Source organism: Bradyrhizobium sp. (assembly GCF_035701725.1).
GTDB lineage: Bacteria > Pseudomonadota > Alphaproteobacteria > Rhizobiales > Xanthobacteraceae > Bradyrhizobium.
In genome coordinates, this window is sequence record NZ_DASSRP010000063.1 from 1 (window position 1) to 17,514 (window position 17,514).

At 63.5% G+C, this 17,514-nt stretch carries 20 protein-coding genes; 4 read left to right on the plus strand and 16 right to left on the minus strand.

The features are described from left to right. Together VFL62_RS03100 and VFL62_RS03105 are read right to left on the minus strand one after the other, a co-directional pair. On the minus strand, nucleotides 1-789 hold a 789-nt coding region (locus tag VFL62_RS03100; RefSeq protein WP_325170914.1), incomplete at its 3' end, for a class I tRNA ligase family protein. Between the two features lie 176 nt (nucleotides 790-965). Continuing rightward, the gene (locus tag VFL62_RS03105; protein ID WP_325170915.1) at nucleotides 966-1,943 is read right to left on the minus strand and encodes a bifunctional riboflavin kinase/FAD synthetase; all 978 of its coding nucleotides are present in this window, start codon (nucleotides 1,941-1,943) and stop codon (nucleotides 966-968) included. Nucleotides 1,944-2,153: 210 nt separating this feature from the next. On the opposite strand from VFL62_RS03105, the gene VFL62_RS03110 reads away from it, so the two are divergent. Then, on the plus strand, nucleotides 2,154-2,549 hold the full coding sequence (locus VFL62_RS03110) for a response regulator (protein ID WP_325016009.1): 396 nt from the start codon (nucleotides 2,154-2,156) through the stop codon (nucleotides 2,547-2,549). Between the two features lie 164 nt (nucleotides 2,550-2,713). On the opposite strand, the gene VFL62_RS03115 is transcribed toward VFL62_RS03110, so the two are convergent. The 8 genes from VFL62_RS03115 to uvrC all read right to left on the minus strand — a co-directional run bounded on the left by VFL62_RS03115 (nucleotide 2,714) and on the right by uvrC (nucleotide 11,140). Continuing rightward, the gene (locus VFL62_RS03115) at nucleotides 2,714-3,568 is read right to left on the minus strand and encodes a TIGR01459 family HAD-type hydrolase (RefSeq protein WP_325170916.1); all 855 of its coding nucleotides are present in this window, start codon (nucleotides 3,566-3,568) and stop codon (nucleotides 2,714-2,716) included. A 12-nt stretch (nucleotides 3,569-3,580) separates the two neighbouring features. Next, on the minus strand, nucleotides 3,581-5,023 hold the full coding sequence (locus tag VFL62_RS03120) for an EAL domain-containing protein (RefSeq protein WP_325170917.1): 1,443 nt from the start codon (nucleotides 5,021-5,023) through the stop codon (nucleotides 3,581-3,583). Nucleotides 5,024-5,191: 168 nt separating this feature from the next. After that, complete coding sequence (locus tag VFL62_RS03125; RefSeq protein ID WP_325170918.1) at nucleotides 5,192-6,538, minus strand: aspartate aminotransferase family protein; 1,347 nt, start codon at nucleotides 6,536-6,538, stop codon at nucleotides 5,192-5,194. A gap of 94 nt (nucleotides 6,539-6,632) precedes the next feature. Continuing rightward, complete coding sequence (gene prmB / locus VFL62_RS03130) at nucleotides 6,633-7,619, minus strand: 50S ribosomal protein L3 N(5)-glutamine methyltransferase (protein ID WP_325170919.1); 987 nt, start codon at nucleotides 7,617-7,619, stop codon at nucleotides 6,633-6,635. Then, entirely contained in the window at nucleotides 7,619-8,086 is a 468-nt protein-coding gene (locus VFL62_RS03135) for a molybdenum cofactor biosynthesis protein MoaE (RefSeq protein ID WP_325170920.1), read from the minus strand. The genes prmB and VFL62_RS03135 overlap by 1 nt, the downstream gene beginning before the upstream one ends. Before the next feature lie 8 nt (nucleotides 8,087-8,094). Further along, on the minus strand, nucleotides 8,095-8,346 hold the full coding sequence (gene moaD / locus VFL62_RS03140) for a molybdopterin converting factor subunit 1 (RefSeq protein ID WP_325170921.1): 252 nt from the start codon (nucleotides 8,344-8,346) through the stop codon (nucleotides 8,095-8,097). After that, nucleotides 8,343-8,960 (minus strand): CDP-diacylglycerol--glycerol-3-phosphate 3-phosphatidyltransferase, encoded by a 618-nt coding sequence (pgsA, locus tag VFL62_RS03145; RefSeq protein WP_325170922.1) that lies wholly within the window; start codon nucleotides 8,958-8,960, stop codon nucleotides 8,343-8,345. Before pgsA ends, moaD begins: the two co-directional genes overlap by 4 nt. 77 nt (nucleotides 8,961-9,037) lie before the next feature. Next, nucleotides 9,038-11,140: an excinuclease ABC subunit UvrC gene (gene uvrC / locus VFL62_RS03150; protein ID WP_325170923.1), complete on the minus strand. Its 2,103-nt coding sequence runs from the start codon at nucleotides 11,138-11,140 to the stop codon at nucleotides 9,038-9,040. Between the two features lie 275 nt (nucleotides 11,141-11,415). Here uvrC and VFL62_RS03155 point away from each other — a divergent pair, with 275 nt between their 5' ends. Beyond that, a complete protein-coding gene (locus VFL62_RS03155) occupies nucleotides 11,416-12,042 on the plus strand; it encodes an outer membrane protein (protein ID WP_325170924.1) in 627 nt (208 codons plus the stop codon). A gap of 245 nt (nucleotides 12,043-12,287) precedes the next feature. Here VFL62_RS03155 and VFL62_RS03160 read toward each other — a convergent pair whose 3' ends face one another. The 5 genes from VFL62_RS03160 to VFL62_RS03180 all read right to left on the minus strand — a co-directional run bounded on the left by VFL62_RS03160 (nucleotide 12,288) and on the right by VFL62_RS03180 (nucleotide 15,528). Further along, nucleotides 12,288-12,503: a cold-shock protein gene (locus VFL62_RS03160; protein WP_325170925.1), complete on the minus strand. Its 216-nt coding sequence runs from the start codon at nucleotides 12,501-12,503 to the stop codon at nucleotides 12,288-12,290. 260 nt (nucleotides 12,504-12,763) lie between these two features. Beyond that, on the minus strand, nucleotides 12,764-13,627 hold the full coding sequence (locus VFL62_RS03165; RefSeq protein WP_325170926.1) for a 23S rRNA (adenine(2030)-N(6))-methyltransferase RlmJ: 864 nt from the start codon (nucleotides 13,625-13,627) through the stop codon (nucleotides 12,764-12,766). Between the two features lie 123 nt (nucleotides 13,628-13,750). After that, nucleotides 13,751-14,122: a VOC family protein gene (locus VFL62_RS03170; protein ID WP_325170927.1), complete on the minus strand. Its 372-nt coding sequence runs from the start codon at nucleotides 14,120-14,122 to the stop codon at nucleotides 13,751-13,753. A gap of 85 nt (nucleotides 14,123-14,207) precedes the next feature. Beyond that, nucleotides 14,208-14,912, minus strand: coding sequence for a ribonuclease T2 (locus tag VFL62_RS03175; RefSeq protein ID WP_325170928.1), 705 nt, complete (start codon nucleotides 14,910-14,912; stop codon nucleotides 14,208-14,210). Between the two features lie 145 nt (nucleotides 14,913-15,057). Beyond that, a complete protein-coding gene (locus VFL62_RS03180) occupies nucleotides 15,058-15,528 on the minus strand; it encodes a hypothetical protein (protein WP_325170929.1) in 471 nt (156 codons plus the stop codon). 228 nt (nucleotides 15,529-15,756) lie between these two features. Here VFL62_RS03180 and VFL62_RS03185 point away from each other — a divergent pair, with 228 nt between their 5' ends. Beyond that, nucleotides 15,757-16,047, plus strand: a complete 291-nt coding sequence (locus VFL62_RS03185) for a hypothetical protein (RefSeq protein ID WP_325170930.1) — start codon at nucleotides 15,757-15,759, stop codon at nucleotides 16,045-16,047. Nucleotides 16,048-16,087: 40 nt separating this feature from the next. Next, nucleotides 16,088-16,633 carry a DUF3617 domain-containing protein gene (locus VFL62_RS03190; protein WP_325170931.1) on the plus strand — a complete coding sequence of 182 codons (546 nt, stop codon included), beginning with the start codon at nucleotides 16,088-16,090 and terminating at the stop codon, nucleotides 16,631-16,633. Nucleotides 16,634-16,637: 4 nt separating this feature from the next. Here VFL62_RS03190 and VFL62_RS03195 read toward each other — a convergent pair. Next, a partial coding sequence (locus VFL62_RS03195; RefSeq protein ID WP_325170932.1) for an ATP-binding protein occupies nucleotides 16,638-17,514 on the minus strand: 877 nt, incomplete at its 5' end.

Consider the following 17,514-nt stretch of genomic DNA (forward strand, 5'->3'; position numbering starts at 1 on the left):
CGAGATGGCGCGGTTGCCGGGCAAGGTCCAGGGCGTGGTGGTCCAGATCACGACCGAGGCCGAGGCGAGCGCGCCATGCGCTGGCGAGATCACCGGAAATTTCACCCACACCGTATCGGAGGTGTAGTCCTCGTATTCGACTTCTGCTTCAGCGAGTGCGGTCTTTTCCACCACGCTCCACATCACCGGCTTGGAGCCGCGATAGAGCGTGCCGTTATGGGCAAACTTCATCAGCTCGCGTGCGATCTGCGCTTCCGCCGGATAGCTCATGGTGGCGTAGGGATGGTCCCAGTCGCCGATGATGCCGAGCCGCTTGAATTCCTCACGCTGCACGTCGAGCCAGTGCGTGGCATAGGCCCGGCATTCCTTTCGGAACGCCACCATCGCCGCGGAATCGCGGAAGTCGGGCTTGGTCTTGCCCTTGGAGCGGTAGTTTTCCTCCTCGATCTTCCATTCGATCGGCAGGCCGTGACAGTCCCAGCCGGGGACATAGTTGGAATCGAAGCCCAGCATCTGCTGGCTCTTGGTCACGACGTCTTTCAGGATCTTGTTGAGCGCGTGCCCGATATGGATGTTGCCGTTGGCATAGGGCGGACCGTCGTGAAGAACGAATTTTGGGCGCCCCTTGGAAGCCTCGCGCAGGCGGTCGTAGAGGCCGAGCTTGTTCCAGCCTTTCAGGATTTCCGGCTCGCGCTGCGGCAGCCCGGCGCGCATCGGAAATTCCGTCTCCGGCAGGAACAGGGTTTTCGAATAGTCTGTGCTGTCTGACTTTTGCGGTTTTTCGGACATGGCTCGTATGGCTCGGAGGGGGCGCGAGAAACGCTTGGGAGTAAAGCGGGGCGAACAGAGAGAACCCGGTCTTCTCGCCGAGCCAAAGCTCAGGCGGAAGCCGGGCCGCTAATGCCGATGGTGCGCCGCGTCAACATGGGCTTTCCATAGCAAAGGCAGGCGCAATCGCAAAGCCGCTAAATGTCGGCAAGTGGTCCCAATTTCGGAAACGCCTCGGGAGCCGCCGCCAGACGCGCGCGGGCGAGGCTGCTGTCGTCGTCCATCTGGCGGATCAGCGCCTCTATTGCCTCGAATTTCAACTCCTCGCGAAGGAAGGCGACGAAGGCGACGTCGAGCCGCTTGCCGTAGAGGTCGCCCTTGAAATCGAACAGGAAGACTTCGAGCAGCGGGGCGCCATTGTCGAAGGTCGGACGGCGGCCGAAGCTCGCGACGCCATCGAGGCGCTGATCGCCAAGCCCGACGCGAACGGCATAGATGCCGAGCTTGAGCCCGCAATTCTTGTCGAGCCGGATGTTGGCGGTGGGAAAACCGAGGTCGCGGCCGCGTTTCTCGCCATGGATGACTTCGCCGGTGATGAACCAGGGGCCGCCCAGCATCGCGGTGGCCTCGCCGATCTGGCCTTCGGCCAGCGCCATGCGGATTGCGCTGGAGGAGACCGGCCGTTCGGCGATATCGACATGGGCCTGCACGTCGACCTCGATGCCAAGCCGCGGCGCTTCTGCGACCAACAGGCTCGGCGAACCGACGCGTCCCTTGCCGAAGTGAAAGTCGTAGCCGACCGCAATTCCGCTGATGCCGAGCCGCTCGATCAGATCATGGTGAATAAAATCTTGCGCCGCCGTCTCGGCACGGCGCTTGTCGAAGGTCATCACCACGGCGCCCGAAAGACCGGTCGCCGCCAGAAGGCGAAGCTTGGCGGTCTCATCGGTGAGACGGAACTGGGGTGTGTTCGGACTGAAATAGCGCCGCGGGTGCGGTTCGAAAGTCACCGCAAAGGCCGGCTTGCGATGCGTCGTTGCCATGCGCTTGGCAGCCTCGATCACGGCGCGGTGGCCGAGATGAACGCCATCGAAATTGCCCATCGCGACCACCATTCCCTTCGGAATGGCAGCGGGCGGGCTGCTGTCGCGGATCACGGTAAAATCGGAGGCCATTTACAAAGTCTTAGCAGATATTCGCGGCGGACCGTGGCGCGGGGCGGCGCACGAAGTCAAGCGGGGTCTGAGGGGGTATTTCGTGGGCGGATCGGCCTACCCGAAAGGCATCGGTTAACGGGCTGTTTAACGGCTGATGGTAGTGCTTGGGCTGGATTGCGGGCGCATTTTGGCCCAGCAGCGTTCGTGTGCTTCCGAGGGGATTTCAAGATGGCCGTGGATTTGTCGATGTCGGTTCTGGTGGTGGACGACTACAGCACCATGATTCGCATCATCAGGAATCTCCTTAAGCAGCTCGGTTTCGAGAATATCGACGATGCCAGCGACGGGTCGGCTGCGCTCAACAAGATGCGCGCCAAGAAATACGGCCTCGTCATCTCCGACTGGAACATGGAGCCGATGACCGGCTACGACCTGCTGCGGGAAGTCCGCGCCGACCCGAACCTGGCCACCACGCCCTTCATCATGATCACGGCCGAATCCAAGACCGAGAACGTGATCGCTGCCAAGAAGGCGGGCGTGAACAATTACATCGTCAAGCCGTTCAATGCTGCCACGCTGAAGACCAAGATCGAGGCGGTATTCCCGGATATGGCCAGCGCGTAAGGCGCCAGCTTCCACGCGACAAGCATTGAAGTTCGTCGTGCCCGGGCTTGTCCCGGGCATCCATGCCTTTGGTGCTCCGAGGCTGTTAAGACGTGGATGGCCGGGACAAGCCCGGCCATGACGGTATCAATAACTGCCGGCGCTTCGTCTTTCGTTACGACGCCTCACCACTTCAGCTCGCGCATCAGCGCGCGCGGCGGATGGCCGAACAATTCCTGCACGGAAGCAGGATCGAGCTGATCGAGGCCTTCGAACTGCTCGGCGTGAATGCCGCGCGCGACGAACAGGCAATCGACGCCAAACCCGTGCGCGCCGGTCAGATCGGTGCGGACGGAATCGCCGATGGCAAGCACGCGGTTGAGAGGAACAGTCTGGCGTCGCTGTGCGGCCGCCAGCGTCATCGCGCGCTCGTAGATTGGCCGGTGCGGCTTGCCGTAGAAGATCGCCTCGCCGCCGAGTTCGGCATAAAGTTCGGCGACGGCGCCTGCGCAGTAGATCAGGCGGTCGCCGCGTTCGACGACGATGTCTGGATTGGCGCAGATCAGCGTGAGCTTGCGTTCGCGCGCCGTCAGCAGCATCGCGCGATAGTTTTCCGCCGATTCCGTCTCATCATCGAAAAGTCCGGTGCAAACGATGTAGTCGGCGCGGTCCAACGGTACGATCGGGGCATCGAGCCCGCGATGGATCGCGCTGTCGCGTTCGGGGCCGATCCAGAAAATCTTCTGGCCGGGATGGCCGGAGATAAAATTCCGCGTCAGGTCGCCGGAACTGACGATGGCATCGTAGGTATCGTCGGGCACCTGGAGCTTGCGCAGCTGCCGCTGCACCGAATCCGCCGGGCGCGGCGCGTTGGTGATGAGGATGACCGTGCCGCCCTGTTCACGGAAACTCCGCAATGCTGCACAGGCATCGGGAAACGCAACCAGGCCGTTGTGCACGACGCCCCAGATATCGCTGAGCAGCACGTCGACCCCGCCGACGAGGTCGCGCAGCCGTTCGGCAAATTTCAGCGCCGTCATTTTACTTGTGAATCAATTCGGGCCGACCGCCCGGCGCGCCAGCGCGGCATTGCCGGTGGCACGGACCGGGGGATCGATGACCGGTGTCTCGACAGTCGCTGCCTTGAGCGTAGTGTTGGCGTCCTGCTTGCCGGCGGAAACGGCATCGTTGGCGCCCTCGGGGCGCAACGGCCGCGGCGGCGCAAACAAAAAGCCTTGTCCGAACCTGACATCGAAATCGAGCAGGTCGACGACGGCGCGCTCGCCCTCGATCCGTTCGGCGATCAGGTCGATGCCGAAGCGGCCGAGAAGGTCCGAGAGGTCGGAGGGGTGAATATCCGATGCCGAGGACATCTTCGGATCGAGCAACAACGCGGCAGGAACCTTGATGAAGCGGACGCCGCGATCGGCCAGTTCGCGCGGTTCGATCCGCAGATCCGTGACGTGATCGATCGAGAAGCGATAGCCGCGCTGCGCCAGCGCAGCCAGGTGTTCGCTCTCGGCGGCGCCAAGATTGCGGAACATCGCCTGCTTGAACTCGATCACGAAGGACGGGGCCAGCGCGCGGTTGGCTTCGAGGAAGTCGAGGCAGGGGGCGAAGGTCGTGGGATCGCGCAGCGTCGCGGCGGCCATGTTGCAAAACACGCCGACGTCCTTGTTGCGGACCATCAGGCGGCGCAGCACCTGCACACAGCGCAGCATCACTGCGTGATCGACCCGTCCGATCAGCCCGGTCGCCTCGACGAAGGGAAGGAAATCGTCGGCCGCAAGCACCCGGTCGTGCTCGTCGCGGATGCGCGTGACTGCCTCATAGAAGCGCACCTTGCGCTGGGGCAGGGTCACCATCGGCTGCAGGTAGATGTCGAGGCGATTTTCCTCGATCGCGGTCTTCACCGCCGCAAAGGTCTGAATTTCCCCGCGGGGAGCAGCCGGGGGCTCGGGGCTGGCGACGACGATCGGCGGCGCGGATGCGACCAGTTTCGGGGTCTCGGGCGCGAAGGATGGCTCCTGGCGCGACGATCTTCCCGCATCAGTAGGGGGAGCCGGCGCAGCGGCGGCGGCCGCGGCATTGGCCGAAAGCATGTCCTCGTGGCTTGCGACCGACACCGCGAGTTGCTTGACCAGCCCGCCGAGTTCGTTGATCTCGCCGACCACCGCCTGAATACGGTCCGCGCCGGCATGGTTGAGCGAATTGAGTTTGCCTTCGACAGCGGTGAGCCTGCGGCCGAATTCGGCGACCTGACGGGCAAGGTCGGCGGTGCCGCGTGACAGATCGGCGATCTGGCCGCCGACGTCGGTCCGGTCGCGCAGGCGCATCGAGACCGCGTTGTAGAGAATCAGGAAGGTCAGGGCGGTGAGGGCGACGATGGCCGATTCCAGCCCGCTCAATCCGGCCACCGAATAGAGAACGAGGCCAAGGGAAGCTGCCACCAGCACCATGCAGATGGCGATGAAGATCGTGGAAATGCGGATCATATGCGCCTAAAGCCCCTCAGCCTTCCGTGCCACTTGCCTTGCAACATTAGCACTAATGTTGATTCGAGAGGCTAGGGATCTTTGTGCAGGCGAGGAACCGGGCCGAGGCGGCGGGAACTGCGGCTGCCCTGACGAGAAGCCGCATCCCGTGGTTGTACGGAGGGCGTGTTAGGCTACCGCGCGGATGACCTTGGCCACCTTCTCGACGATCTCGCCGACCTGGGCTTCGCTGACGATCAAAGGCGGCGTCAGCGCGATGGTGTCGCCGGCAATCCGCATCATCAGGTCGTTGTCGAAGAAGGCGCTGTTGAGCGCATCAAACCCCCGCTTGCCCGGCGCCTCCGGCCGCGAAGCCAGATCGATGCCGGCGGTCAGGCCGACAGTGCGGATATCGACCACGTTCGGTTCGTTCTTCAGCGAGAAGATGGCATCGGTCCACTTCGGTTCGAGCGCGCGGGCGTGCTCGAACAGCTTCTCGTCGCGGTAGATGTCGAGCGTGGCAAGGCCGGCCGCGCAGGCCAGAGGATGCGCCGAATAGGTGTAGCCATGCGTCAGCTCGATGGCATGTTCGGGGCCGTTCATGAAGGCATCGTGGATGGTGTCGCGCACCAGCACGCCGCCCATCGGCGCGGCACCATTGGTCACGCCCTTGGCGAAGGTGATCATGTCCGGCAGCACGCCATAGCGCTCGGCGGCGAAGGCATAACCCAGCCGGCCAAAGCCGGTGATGACTTCATCGAAGATCAAGAGAATGCCGTGCTTCTGGGTAATCTCGCGCAGCCGCTTGAGATAGCCCTTGGGAGCCGGCAGCACGCCGGTCGATCCCGCCATCGGCTCGACGATGACGGCGGCGATGGTATTGGCGCCGTGCAGGTTGACCAGATTTTCAAGCGCGTCGGCGAAGTGTGCGCCGTATTCCGGCTCGCCGCGCGAGAACGCCTGCTTCTCGCGGTCATAGGTCGTCGGCAGATGATCAACGCCGGTGAGCAGCGAGCCGAACATCTTGCGGTTGTTGACCATGCCGCCGACGGAGGTGCCGCCGAAGCCGACGCCGTGGTAGCCGCGCTCGCGGCCGATCAGGCGAATACGGCCGCCCTGGCCCGAGATCTGATGATAGGCGAGTGCGATCTTCAATGCGGTGTCGGCGGCTTCCGATCCCGAATTGCAGAAGAAGACATGGTCGAGGCCTTTCGGCGCCAAATCGACGATGCGGCTTGCGAGTTCGAACGCCTGGGGAATGCCGAACTGGAACGGCGGCGAATAGTCGAGTGTGGCGGCCTGCTTGCCGATCGCCTCGGCAATCTGAGTGCGGCCATGGCCGGCATTGCTGCACCACATGCCTGCGGCCCCGTCGAGGATCTTGCGGCCGTCGACGGTGATATAGTGCATGTCCTTGGCGCCGGCGAGCAGCCGCGGCGCCTTCTTGAAGGCGCGGTTGGCGGTAAACGGCATCCAGTGCGCCGCAAGGTCGTTGGGGACGTTGACGGCGGCGGAGTGCGGGCTCTTGTCCAGCATGACGGGCCTCTTCGAGTTGTGGGTGGATCGTTGCCCAGGAGGTTAGCAGTTTCACCGAGGTACTGGAATGCCAGAGCCCGACTTTTTCCGGCGGTCAATCGCCGCGCTTATGCAGATTTGCAAGGTCAGAAGCGGTGATCCAGAACACCTCGCCGGTCGAATCCTCGGTGTCGAGCCAGAGGAATTCGGCGCGTGGATAGGCCGCCTCCAGCGCCTCGCTGCAGCGGCCGACCTCGCAAAGCAGACCACCTTGCGGTGTCAGGTGCTCTTTGGCCTCGTCCAGGATGCGCCTGACGATATCGATCCCGTCGATGCCGCCATCGAAGGCGATTTTCGGCTCGGCGCGGCATTCGGCCGGCAAGCTCGCCATGCCCGCCGCATCGACATAGGGCGGATTGGCGATGATGAGGTCATACCGTTTGCCGGCGACCGGGGCGTAGAGGTCTCCGCGATGGAGCGCGATCCGGTCCTCAAGACCGAAATCCACAACGTTGCGCGCGGCGACCGCAAGCGCATCCTTGGAGATGTCGACCGCGTCGATTTGCGCGTTTGGAAAGGCGACGCTTGAGAGAATGGCAAGGCAGCCTGAGCCGGTGCAGAGTTCGAGCACGCCTTCGACCGCGCTTGCGTCCTCGATCAAGTGAGGTCCTTCGCCATCCAGCCCACCGAAATGCGAATCCAAGAGTTCGCCGATGAACGAGCGTGGCACGATCACGCGCTCGTCGACATAAAAAGGCAGGCCGCGCATGTAGATCTTGTTGACGAGATAGGCGGCAGGTCGCCGCGAGGTCACGCGGCGGCCGATCACGTCGAGGATTTCGCGGGCTTCGTGCGCCGCGACGCGCGCGGTCGCGAAGTTTTCGAACTGATCGGGATGAAGGTGTAGCGTTTCGCAGACCAGAAAGGCTGCCTCAGCGACCGGATCGGTGGTGCCGTGCGCGAACGTCAGTTTCGCCTCGTTGAAGCGGCTGACCGCATAGCGGACGAAATCAAGCAGCGTCAGCAGTTCGCCCGGCGAAACCTTGGGCAGTTTCGGCGAGATGCGGGAACGCTTCGGCGGGGTTTTGGCGCGCTTGGCCATCAGGGCTTGGTCCAGCGCGCTGCGGCGTCCTCGTCGTGGTCACGCGCCTCGACCCAGCTTGCGCCGCCCGGACTGTCCACGCGCTTCCAGAACGGCGCATTGGCTTTCAGATAATCCATCAGGAACTCGGCGGCCTCGAACGCCGCCTGGCGATGTTTCGAGGCGGTGACGACCAGCACGATGTTCTCGCCCGGCGTAATGCGGCCCACGCGATGCACGACCCTGATTCCGCTGACCGGCCAGCGCGCCATCGCGGTTTCGGCATGGCGCGCGATCTCGGCTTCCGCCATGCCGGGATAATGTTCGAGCGTCAGCGCGGCGATGGCTGCGCCGTCTTCGCTGCCCCGGCAGATGCCGGTGAAGGAAACCACCGCGCCGATGTCGCTGCGGTTCGCGGTCAGACTTGCAATTTCGCGCGCGATGTCGAAATCGGCTTCCTGAATGCGAATGGTCACGTTGGCGGTCATGGCCGTCTTTAACCGCCAGTCATCGGCGGAAAGAACGCGATTTCGCGGGCGCCGGCGATCGCCGCGTCCTGTTTGACGTGCGCATGGTCGATGGCGGCGCGGATCACGCGCGGCTTCTCGAAGGCATGGGCGTAGGCCTCGCCGCGTGCGGTGAGCCAGGCGATCAGCTCTTCGACGGTTTTCACGTTCGCCGGCGGCTCGATGATCTCTTCGGTCTTGCCGATCCGTTCGCGCACCCAGGCGAAATATTTCAGTTTCATCCTTCATCCTCCTTGATGAGGTGATGGATGCCGGCGCGGAAATAATCCCAGCCGGTATAGATGGTGACGATCGCCGAGATCCACAGCAGCAGCAGCCCGATCTCGGTGATGTGGGGAATGACCTGGTCGCCCGCTTCGCCAGCGAGCAGGAACCCGATCGCAACGAGCTGCGCGGTCGTCTTCCATTTGGCGAGCTTGGTCACGGGCACGCTGACGCGCAGGCCTGCCAGATATTCGCGCAAGCCCGACACCAGGATTTCGCGACACAGGATCACGATCGCCGCCCACAGCGTCCAGCCATGGATGATGCCGTCGGCGGCGAGCATCAGAAGGCAGGAGGCGACCAGAAGCTTGTCGGCGATCGGATCGAGCATCCGCCCGAGCGCCGATTGCTGGTCCCACATCCGCGCATAGTAGCCATCGAGGAAATCGGTCACCGCGGCGGCGATGAACACGGCAAGCGCCACCCAGCGCAGCCACAGCGGCCAGTCCAGGATCGCTTGCGCGTAGATGCAGCCGACCACCAGCGGAATGGCGGCAATCCGCGCAAAGGTCAGAATATTGGGCAGGGACAGCGAGGCTTTCGTCAGTCCCCTGGTCGTTGCGATGTTCATTCGTCCTACCAATACCGCCGCGGAGGGAAGGTCAACATGCGACAGATATGACCTTCACGTGACATCCTTAACCTCGCCTACCCCGGCTGGGTGTGGAAAAACTCGAAAATCTTGCGCGCGCTCTCGGCGCTGACGCCCGGCACCTTGCCGAGGTCGGCGATCGAGGCCCGCTCGATCTCCTTCAAGGTTCCAAAATGATGCAGGAGCGCCCGTTTGCGCGAGGGGCCGATGCCGGGAATTTCCTGCAGGCCGGCCTCGCGAAGGTCCTTCTTGCGCAGCTTGCGGTGCGAGCCGATCACGAAGCGATGGGCCTCGTCGCGCAGCCGCTGGATGAAATAGAGCACGGGATCGCGCGGTTCGAGCTTGATGGCCTCGCGGCCGGGCATGAACAGGGTTTCGCGCCCGGCATCGCGGTCGGGCCCCTTGGCGACCGCGAGCAGCGAGACCTGCGCAAGCCCGAGCTCGTCGAAGATTTCCTTGGCCGCGTTGAGCTGGCCGCGGCCGCCATCGATGATCACAAGATCAGGCCACTGCGGAACGCCGTCGTCCTCGGTGCGCGATGGCTTGGTCTCGCCCTCGGCGGCCGCCGCGAGCAGACGCTTGAAGCGCCGCTGCAACACCTCGCGCATCATCGCGTAGTCGTCGCCCGGCGTCAGCCCTTCCGACTTGATGTTGAACTTGCGGTACTGGTTTTTGACGAAGCCGTCCGGGCCGGCCACGATCATAGCGCCGACGGCATTGGTGCCCTGGATATGGCTGTTGTCGTAGACCTCGATGCGGCGCGGCGGCACCGGCAGGCCGAGCGTGGACACCAACCCTGAAAGCAAGCGGCCCTGGGTTGCGGTATCGGCCAGCTTGCGGCCAAGCGCTTCGCGCGCGTTGGTCAGCGCATGGGTGATCAGTTCCTTCTTCTCGCCGCGCTGCGGCGTCGTGACCTCGACCTTGAACCCGGCCTTGATCGACAGCGCGCTTGCCATCAACTCGGCTTCCTCGATCGCATGCGACAGCAGGATCAGTTTCGGCGGCGGCTTGTCGTCGTAGAACTGCGCAAGGAACGAGGCCAGCACCTCCTCCGGCGTGAATGATTTCTCCGCTTTCGGGAAATAGGCGCGATTCCCCCAGTTCTGTCCGGTGCGGAAGAAGAACACCTCGACGCAGGAATAGCCGCCCTCCTGATGGATCGCGAACAGGTCGGCTTCTTCGACGGTGCGCGGATTGATGCCCTGCTGCGACTGGATCGACGACAGCGCCGCAAGCCGGTCGCGGTACAGCGCTGCGGTCTCGAATTCGAGTTCGCCGGAGGCCTTTTCCATTTCGGCCGCGAGCAGCTGTTTGACGGCCTGGCTGCGCCCGGACAGGAAATCCTTGGCCTCGCGCACCAGTTCGGTATAGCCGGGAAAATCGATCTCGCGGGTGCAGGGGCCGGCGCAGCGCTTGATCTGGTAGAGCAGGCACGGCCGGGTGCGGCTTTCGAAAAAAGCGTCGGTGCAGGAGCGGATCAAAAACGCGCGCTGCAGCGCGGTGATGGTGCGGTTGACGGCACCCGCCGAGGCGAACGGGCCGAAATACTGCCCGGGTCGCGTCTGCGCGCCGCGGTGCTTGAGAATCTGCGGCGCCCAGTGGTCGCCCGTGATCAGAATATAGGGAAACGACTTGTCGTCGCGCAGTTGCACGTTAAAGCGCGGGCGCAACTGCTTGATCAGGTTGGCCTCGAGCAGCAGCGCTTCGGTTTCGGTCTTGGTGGAGACGATCTCGACCGAAACCGTGGCGGCAATCATGCGCAGGATGCGCGCCGGCAACGGCGCGCTGGCGCGTGCGTAGGAGGAGAGGCGCTTGCGGACGTTCTTGGCCTTGCCGACATAGAGCACGTCGCTCGCGGCATTGAGCATGCGGTAGACGCCGGGCGAGGTCGGCGCCAGCTTGACCGCGTTTTCGATCGCGGCATGACCGATCGCGAGGGGGCCCTCGGCAATGATTTCGTTGCCGTCGTCGGAGGCTTCGGGAAGCCGCCCCTCGTCGTCTTCGTCGGTGGTGGCGATGGCTGGATCGATGTCGCCGGCGACGAGTTCCTGCGCAGCGGCGCCTGCCGGTTCCGGCTTGCTCTGTTCCGGCTGGTCGGGCCCGGACGGCGACGATGGCGTCCCGGCGGCCTTTGCCTGATCGGTGAATTCGCGGGCCATGGTTTCGTGAGTTTTTCGAGACCTTGATCTAGGGGTCGTCAGCCTGGGTTGCCAGCATCGTTTGCGCGCTTTTCGGCCCGGAAAAACCTCGGTTGCGCGGGCTGGCTCGCGAGGGGCACGCGCCGCTAACGCTTTCTTAAGAGTAAGAAGCAGCGAGTCGCAGGCCTTAACAACCCTTTAACTTAAAACTCTCGATAAATCCGCTCAGTAAAAAGTGCAAATCCGTAACCATGCCGACGGGCCGCGGTGCGCACTTTCCGCCTGGAGTATGCGTGATGAGCAGGATCGTTTTGGCCGCCGTGGCACTCGTTGCCACCCTTTGCACCTCGTCAGCGCTTGCCGCCGATCTGGCTTACGGATCGCGCCAGCCCTACACGGTCGCACAGCCGCTGAACATGTACAGCTGGGCCGGCCCTTATATCGGCGGCAATCTCGGCTGGAACTGGGGCGGGGTGGATAACAACCCGACCAAGCCGTCGGGTTTCGTCGGCGGTGCGCAGGCGGGCTACAACTGGCAGACCGGCCCCTGGGTGTTCGGCATCGAAGGCGACATTCAGGGCAACGGCGCCTCCGACACCTTTGCGCCCTGGAAATTCTCAAATCCCTGGTTCGGCACCGTCCGCGGCCGCGCCGGTTACGCGATCAACAACGTGCTGCTCTATGGCACTGGCGGTCTTGCCTTCGGCGAGCTGACCGGCCAGACCTTTGGCGGCCTCTCGGAGAGCCACACCAATGCCGGCTGGACGCTGGGCCTCGGCGCCGAAGTCGGTCTTGCGCGGAATTGGAGCGCCAAGGTCGAATATCTCTACGTCGATCTGAACGACAGCAATTTCACCATCACCGGCGCCCAGAACGGCTATCACTTCGGTCTGTTGCGCGCCGGCGTGAACTATCACTTCTAAGATAAGAAAATACCGGACACTACAAACTCCCGGCCGCACGCGGCCGGGATTTTTTTGCTTTGAGAGGCCGATCGCTGTTCGCCTCAAATGAGTTCAAGCCGCGCTCAATGTTTTGGCGCGCTGTCTTCACGCGAACCGGCATGCAGACTTCTCAAATCAAAGCCGCATGAGGACGATAGTGTCCTGTCGATTCCGAAGTTCGAAACCTGGCTCCGCAGAATGCTGCGAACTTCGCAATCGGGACCTTAGGCAGAAATCACGAGGTTGACCGCCTTGGGGCCTTTGCCCTTCTTGTCCGGTTCAACGTCGAATGTGATGCGCTGTCCTTCGGTCAAATCCTTCAGTCCGGCCCGCTCCACCGCCGTGATGTGAACAAACACGTCACGACCGCCATCGTCAGGCTTGATGAAGCCGTAGCCGCGTTCTCCATTGAAGAACTTGACCGTACCAGTCATGGCCATCGGGAAACCTCCCCCCGCAGTGCTCTGCCGCCACGCCCCTCTCGCGTCGCGGCCTACCGGGCCTTCGTTGCGGACATTTTCCGCCGGAAGTCTTGGCCATCCCGGCAGGCCCGCGTGACGGCAGTCCTGCCCTGAAATCAGAAGAGCCCTCACTCCGCCGCTACCATTCGCGGAAGCGGAACGTAAAGCCGATCCAATGGCTGGGAGCATAATACGGTTCCCGCCCCATTGCCTATCGGACTTTTCAGAGGCCTCGGGCGTCAGGCCCTCGTCGTCTCCAGACGGAAGCGGCTCGCGCCGCCCTGGCCGAGCGGCTTTGCCAGCTCGGGCAGGATCGTCTTGAGTTCACCGGCCAGGGTCCAGGGCGGGTTGACGACCAGAAGGCCCGCCGAGGTGAGGCCGCCATCGGAGGTTTGCGGCGCGACACTAAATTCGATGCGTAGGAGTTTGCCGGGTGGTCTTGCGCCGTCGACGGCTTCGGTGACCTGCCGCTCCAGTTCGTCGCTCGCCCGGCGGCTCTTGGCCGGATACCAGAGCAGGTAACTGCCGGTCGGCCATTTCGCGAAGGCTTCGGCAGACCGCGCGGCAAGCCGTTCGAATTCGTCCTTCTGTTCAAACGGAGGATCGATCAGCACAAGGCCGCGCCGCTCGTTCGGCGGCACGAAGGCGGGAAGCGCGGTCCAGCCGTCGAGATCGACGACGCGCGCCTGGGCGTCGCGCCGAAGCGCGTCGACTAGGGCCTTGCGGGCGCCATCTTCCACCTCGCAGGCGGTCAGGCGGTCCTGCGGCCGCAGCAGCGCGCGGGCGATCAAGGGCGAGCCGGGATAACGCTCGAGTGCCGCCGGATGCGGATTGAAGGAGCGGACAATGTCGAGATAGGGCTTGATCAGCGGCTGTGCCGCTTCCGAAAACCGTGCCTGCATGATGCGCGCGATACCGGTGAGCCATTCGCCGCCGCGCGCGGCTTCTTCGCCGGTGAGGTCGTAGATGCCGGCGCCGGCATGGGTATCGATCACGCGAAAGGCTGCGTCCTTCTCCTGCAGATAAAGCAGGATGCGCACCAGCACGATGTGCTTGACGACATCGGCAAAGTTGCCGGCGTGAAAGGCGTGGCGGTAGTTCATCGACTTCAGTTACGACATCAGCGGACGAAAGTAACGTGGGGCGTCCGTGATCGGCTCATCTGCCTGGGGGTTGCTGCCGGATTTGAGGACGAACGAAAATGCCTTACCGGCGGCCTGGCGGAGTCAGCCCATCAGCCGGCTCGGCCAACCGACCCGCACCAGCGTTCCGTCAGGATCTGACAGCGCGAACTCGTACATTCCCCACGGCTTGTGCTCGGGTCCGTGGCCGAGCGTGAGATCGCCGAGATTCTCGGCGAGGGCGTCGACATCTTCCAGGTAAAGGTAGAGGCCGTTGGGATTGCGGCCAGGCACCACCCATCCCTGCGGCGATTCACTGGACAAATGCAGCAGCCAGCCCTTGCCGTCGCTCAGGATGCGGTACGAGCCATGATCGCTGTGAACCGAGAGACCGAAGCGAGCATAAAATTTCGTGCTCGCGTCGATGTCGGTGCACGGCAGAATGGCAACCAGGCGGTGGTTGGGCTGCTCCGGCACGCGCGACCTCCAGTCGATGACCGGCCGGCATTAAGTTCGGCCAAGCGTGAATGTCAATTCACGCTCGCGCGCGCCGTTGACGCTTTCAGCCGCCGCGCACCGGCGGCATTGTCACCTGGTCGCGTTTGCAGGCGCGGCGATCGATCTCGTCGCAGGCGCGGAATTGCAGATCCTTGGCCATGCAGATGCGCACCTCGCTGAGGCGCGAGCGGTTGCAGGTCACCGCGATGGCATTGGCGGGCAGGCCCGGATTGGCCTTGATGAAGGCGGTCTCGACATCGTCCGGCGAGACGGTCTTCGGCGAGGCGAGGTCGATGAATTCCGGCGGGATCTTCACCGCGGCGCGCGCCTTTCGGATGGTCTCGAAATAGCCGCGTGCGCCGAGGCCCGAGCAGGTGCCGTGTTTTTTCCATTCGTTGAAGATCAGGCCCGGTGCCGGCATCAGATCGAGCATCGAGGTCATGATGTTGCGGTCGAGCCAGGAATCCCGGTCGCAATATTCGGGAAAGCCGCGCTCATATTGCGGCCACAGGCCGTGAACCACGAAGGAGAAAGGCCGGCCGCCGCACTGGATCTGCTGCGAACGCCCACCGCCGTTGCCGCGCTCGGCGGCGTCCTCGCAGAAGGACGGCGACCATGACAATGACAGCACATAGAAATCGAATTCGCCCGGCGCGTTTTGCCGACGGTCCTGCGCCGAGGCGGCCGTGGCGCCAAGGCCGATGGCCGTGATCAAGGCGAGAGAGCCGAGGCTCGGAAGCACTGGCCGGCCCCAGCAACGCACAGACATCAAGGAACGTCCAAACATATCGCTGTCCTCACTTCACAATCCGCGGGGAACCGTAGCATGAGGTGAGAACATTTCAAGAACAAAATGCGGTGCGCCTGAAACAAGCGGCCCGTGTCCGAAAGATGAAATCAGCCGGAAGAAGGATCTACGGCTTGGCGCCGGCGCAGGACGGATTGTAGGCCCAGTTGCGGTCGAGCCCGGTAACGCACCATTCGATACCCTGGGTGTAACCGGCGAAGCCGCCATCCTCGATGATCGAGTAGTGCACGCCGTGGACCTGACCATCGCTCAGCATCACATCGCCGCTGCAATAGCGGCGCGGAATGTTGTCCGACTGCCAGGGCCGGAAGGCGACCTCGTGAATCCGGCCGTAACCGGTGATCGTCAGGGCAGAATTCCAGAAGGTGCTTTCCTTTTCCTGGAATTGCGAGGTGATGGTCCCGAGCGCAGCCTCGCAGGTCTTCAGCCGGCCGTCATATTGCGGGCCCTTGAGCCAGAAGTTCATCTCCAGCGGATTGGCCGCCTCGGCGGCCTGGGCGAACGCCAAAAGGCCGAATGCGACGCCGAGCGAGGCGCCAAGGCCCGTTTTTCTCGCGAATGAAACGATGTCACGCATATGGGGTCCGCCGATGATCTGATGTCCCGATTCCGAAGCCCGTGGCAATTGGAGCCACGTTTGCGAACTTCCGAACCGCCACACGGGCGGGCAAACCGTGCCGCGAAGCCAATCCAAGGTCAAGTGCAGCGCGGCAACACCTGCCAATAACTCCATTTCCTGCGGCCGAGCGCGCTTTTCATGGCTTTGGATGCGCTTTAAGGTGCAGCCCAAATAACGGAGTAAGCGATGCGAATCATCAAGGCCGCCGTTCTGATCGCCTCTGGCGCCATGCTATCGGGGGCGCCTGCGCGGGCCGACTACGTGCCGCCGGTCAAGGGCAACGACACCGGTGGTATCATCGCCTACGAGCTGGCCCAACATGCCGATGCCCGTCAGATCGCGGTCGATCACTGCGCTTCTTACGGCAAGGTGGTGAAGTTTCTCGCCGTCGATCCGCACTATGGCGGCTATGTTTCCTTTGCCTGCCGCTGGGTGCCGTATGGCTCGAACCAGGCTCCGCTGCGCACGCTCTACTGAGCTTTCGACCGCCGCTATCGTTGACCCCGGAGCGTGATCGATGACGCGTGACCCTGCTGCTTACGGCCTGGGTCTGTGTCTTATGATCGCCGCGGCGGGGCAACACGCTTGGGCCGACGATCTGCCGATCCGCAAAGCGGGCCTGTGGGAAATCAAGGTGGCGAGAGCCGGCTCGCAGTCGCCGGAAATGACCATGCAGCACTGCACCGACGAGACCACCGACCGGGACATGAACAACATGGTCTCGCCGATGGCCAAGCAGATCTGTTCCAAACAGGACGTCACGAAGACGGCAGCCGGCTATGCGAGCGATTCCGTTTGCAGTGTCGGCGGCGTCTCGATCACGTCGCATTCAGACATCGTCGGCGACTTCAACTCCGCCTACACGGTCACCACCACCTCGCACAGTGATCTCGGCAAGGGGGCGCCGCGCGATACCGCGACCAAGATCGAAGCCAAATGGCTGGGAGCCTGCAAGGCGGACCAGCGACCCGGCGATATCGTGATGCCCGGCGGCGGCTTCAAGATCAAAGTCAAGGACGTCGACAAGCTCAAGGCGCTGCTGCCCGGCGCCAAGCAACAATAAGCATCTAGACCGGGATCCGCACCGTCGCGCGCAGGCCGCCCATCGGACTGTCGCCAAGCGTGATATCGCCGCCGTGGGAGCGGGCGATGTCGCGGGCGATCGCAAGCCCGAGCCCGGTGCCGCCTTCGTCCTGATTGCGGGCGTCATCGAGCCGCAGGAACGGCTTGAACACCTCCTCGCGCAACGCGAGCGGAATGCCTGGACCGTCGTCATCGACGGTGACGGTCAGATAGCGGTGATCGCGCTGGCCGGTGATCGAAATCGTGTCGGCGTGGCGCGCGGCGTTGGAGACGAGATTGGCGAGACAGCGCTTGAAGGCGGCAGGTTTTACCGTGACGACCGGAAGCCCCTGGAATGCCACCGTTGCGGTATGGCCGTTGCGCTCGGCGTCGCTGCGCAAATCTTCCAGCGCTGCCGCCATGTCGGTCGGCTGCGCCACCTCGCCGCTGTCGCCGCGCGCGAAGGCGAGATAGTCCTCCAGCATTCCCGACATCTCGTCGACATCCTTGCGCATCGCGTCGACCTCGGGGCTGTCGCCGATCAGCGCCAGTTCGAGCTTGAAGCGGGTCAGGATGGTGCGCAGGTCGTGCGACACGCCGGCGAGCATCGTCGTGCGCTGCTCGATGGCGCGCTCGATGCGCATCTTCATTTCCAGGAAGGCGGCCGCCGCGCGCCGCACCTCGCGCGCGCCGCGCGGACGGAAATTCGCGACCTCCCTGCCCTTGCCGAACGCTTCGGCGGCGTCCGCCAGCCGCACGATCGGCCGGATCTGATTGCGCAGGAACGCGATCGCGATGGCGAGCACGACCAGCGACGTCGCCACCATCCACAGCAGGAAGATCCACGAATTCTCGTCGTAGGCGTCGGCGCGCCGCGCGATC

Bases quoted from the DNA above. Each gene is read 5' to 3' on its own strand.
- VFL62_RS03105 (WP_325170915.1), bottom strand. From the start codon at position 1,943: ATGGCCTCCGATTTTACCGTGATCCGCGACAGCAGCCCGCCCGCTGCC.
- VFL62_RS03110 (WP_325016009.1), top strand. From the start codon at position 2,154: ATGGCCGTGGATTTGTCGATGTCGGTTCTGGTGGTGGACGACTACAGC.
- VFL62_RS03115 (WP_325170916.1), bottom strand. From the start codon at position 3,568: ATGACGGCGCTGAAATTTGCCGAACGGCTGCGCGACCTCGTCGGCGGG.
- VFL62_RS03120 (WP_325170917.1), bottom strand. From the start codon at position 5,023: ATGATCCGCATTTCCACGATCTTCATCGCCATCTGCATGGTGCTGGTG.
- VFL62_RS03125 (WP_325170918.1), bottom strand. From the start codon at position 6,538: ATGCTGGACAAGAGCCCGCACTCCGCCGCCGTCAACGTCCCCAACGAC.
- prmB (WP_325170919.1), bottom strand. From the start codon at position 7,619: ATGGCCAAGCGCGCCAAAACCCCGCCGAAGCGTTCCCGCATCTCGCCG.
- VFL62_RS03135 (WP_325170920.1), bottom strand. From the start codon at position 8,086: ATGACCGCCAACGTGACCATTCGCATTCAGGAAGCCGATTTCGACATC.
- moaD (WP_325170921.1), bottom strand. From the start codon at position 8,346: ATGAAACTGAAATATTTCGCCTGGGTGCGCGAACGGATCGGCAAGACC.
- pgsA (WP_325170922.1), bottom strand. From the start codon at position 8,960: ATGAACATCGCAACGACCAGGGGACTGACGAAAGCCTCGCTGTCCCTG.
- uvrC (WP_325170923.1), bottom strand. From the start codon at position 11,140: ATGGCCCGCGAATTCACCGATCAGGCAAAGGCCGCCGGGACGCCATCG.
- VFL62_RS03155 (WP_325170924.1), top strand. From the start codon at position 11,416: ATGAGCAGGATCGTTTTGGCCGCCGTGGCACTCGTTGCCACCCTTTGC.
- VFL62_RS03160 (WP_325170925.1), bottom strand. From the start codon at position 12,503: ATGGCCATGACTGGTACGGTCAAGTTCTTCAATGGAGAACGCGGCTAC.
- VFL62_RS03165 (WP_325170926.1), bottom strand. From the start codon at position 13,627: ATGAACTACCGCCACGCCTTTCACGCCGGCAACTTTGCCGATGTCGTC.
- VFL62_RS03175 (WP_325170928.1), bottom strand. From the start codon at position 14,912: ATGTCTGTGCGTTGCTGGGGCCGGCCAGTGCTTCCGAGCCTCGGCTCT.
- VFL62_RS03180 (WP_325170929.1), bottom strand. From the start codon at position 15,528: ATGCGTGACATCGTTTCATTCGCGAGAAAAACGGGCCTTGGCGCCTCG.
- VFL62_RS03185 (WP_325170930.1), top strand. From the start codon at position 15,757: ATGCGAATCATCAAGGCCGCCGTTCTGATCGCCTCTGGCGCCATGCTA.
- VFL62_RS03190 (WP_325170931.1), top strand. From the start codon at position 16,088: ATGACGCGTGACCCTGCTGCTTACGGCCTGGGTCTGTGTCTTATGATC.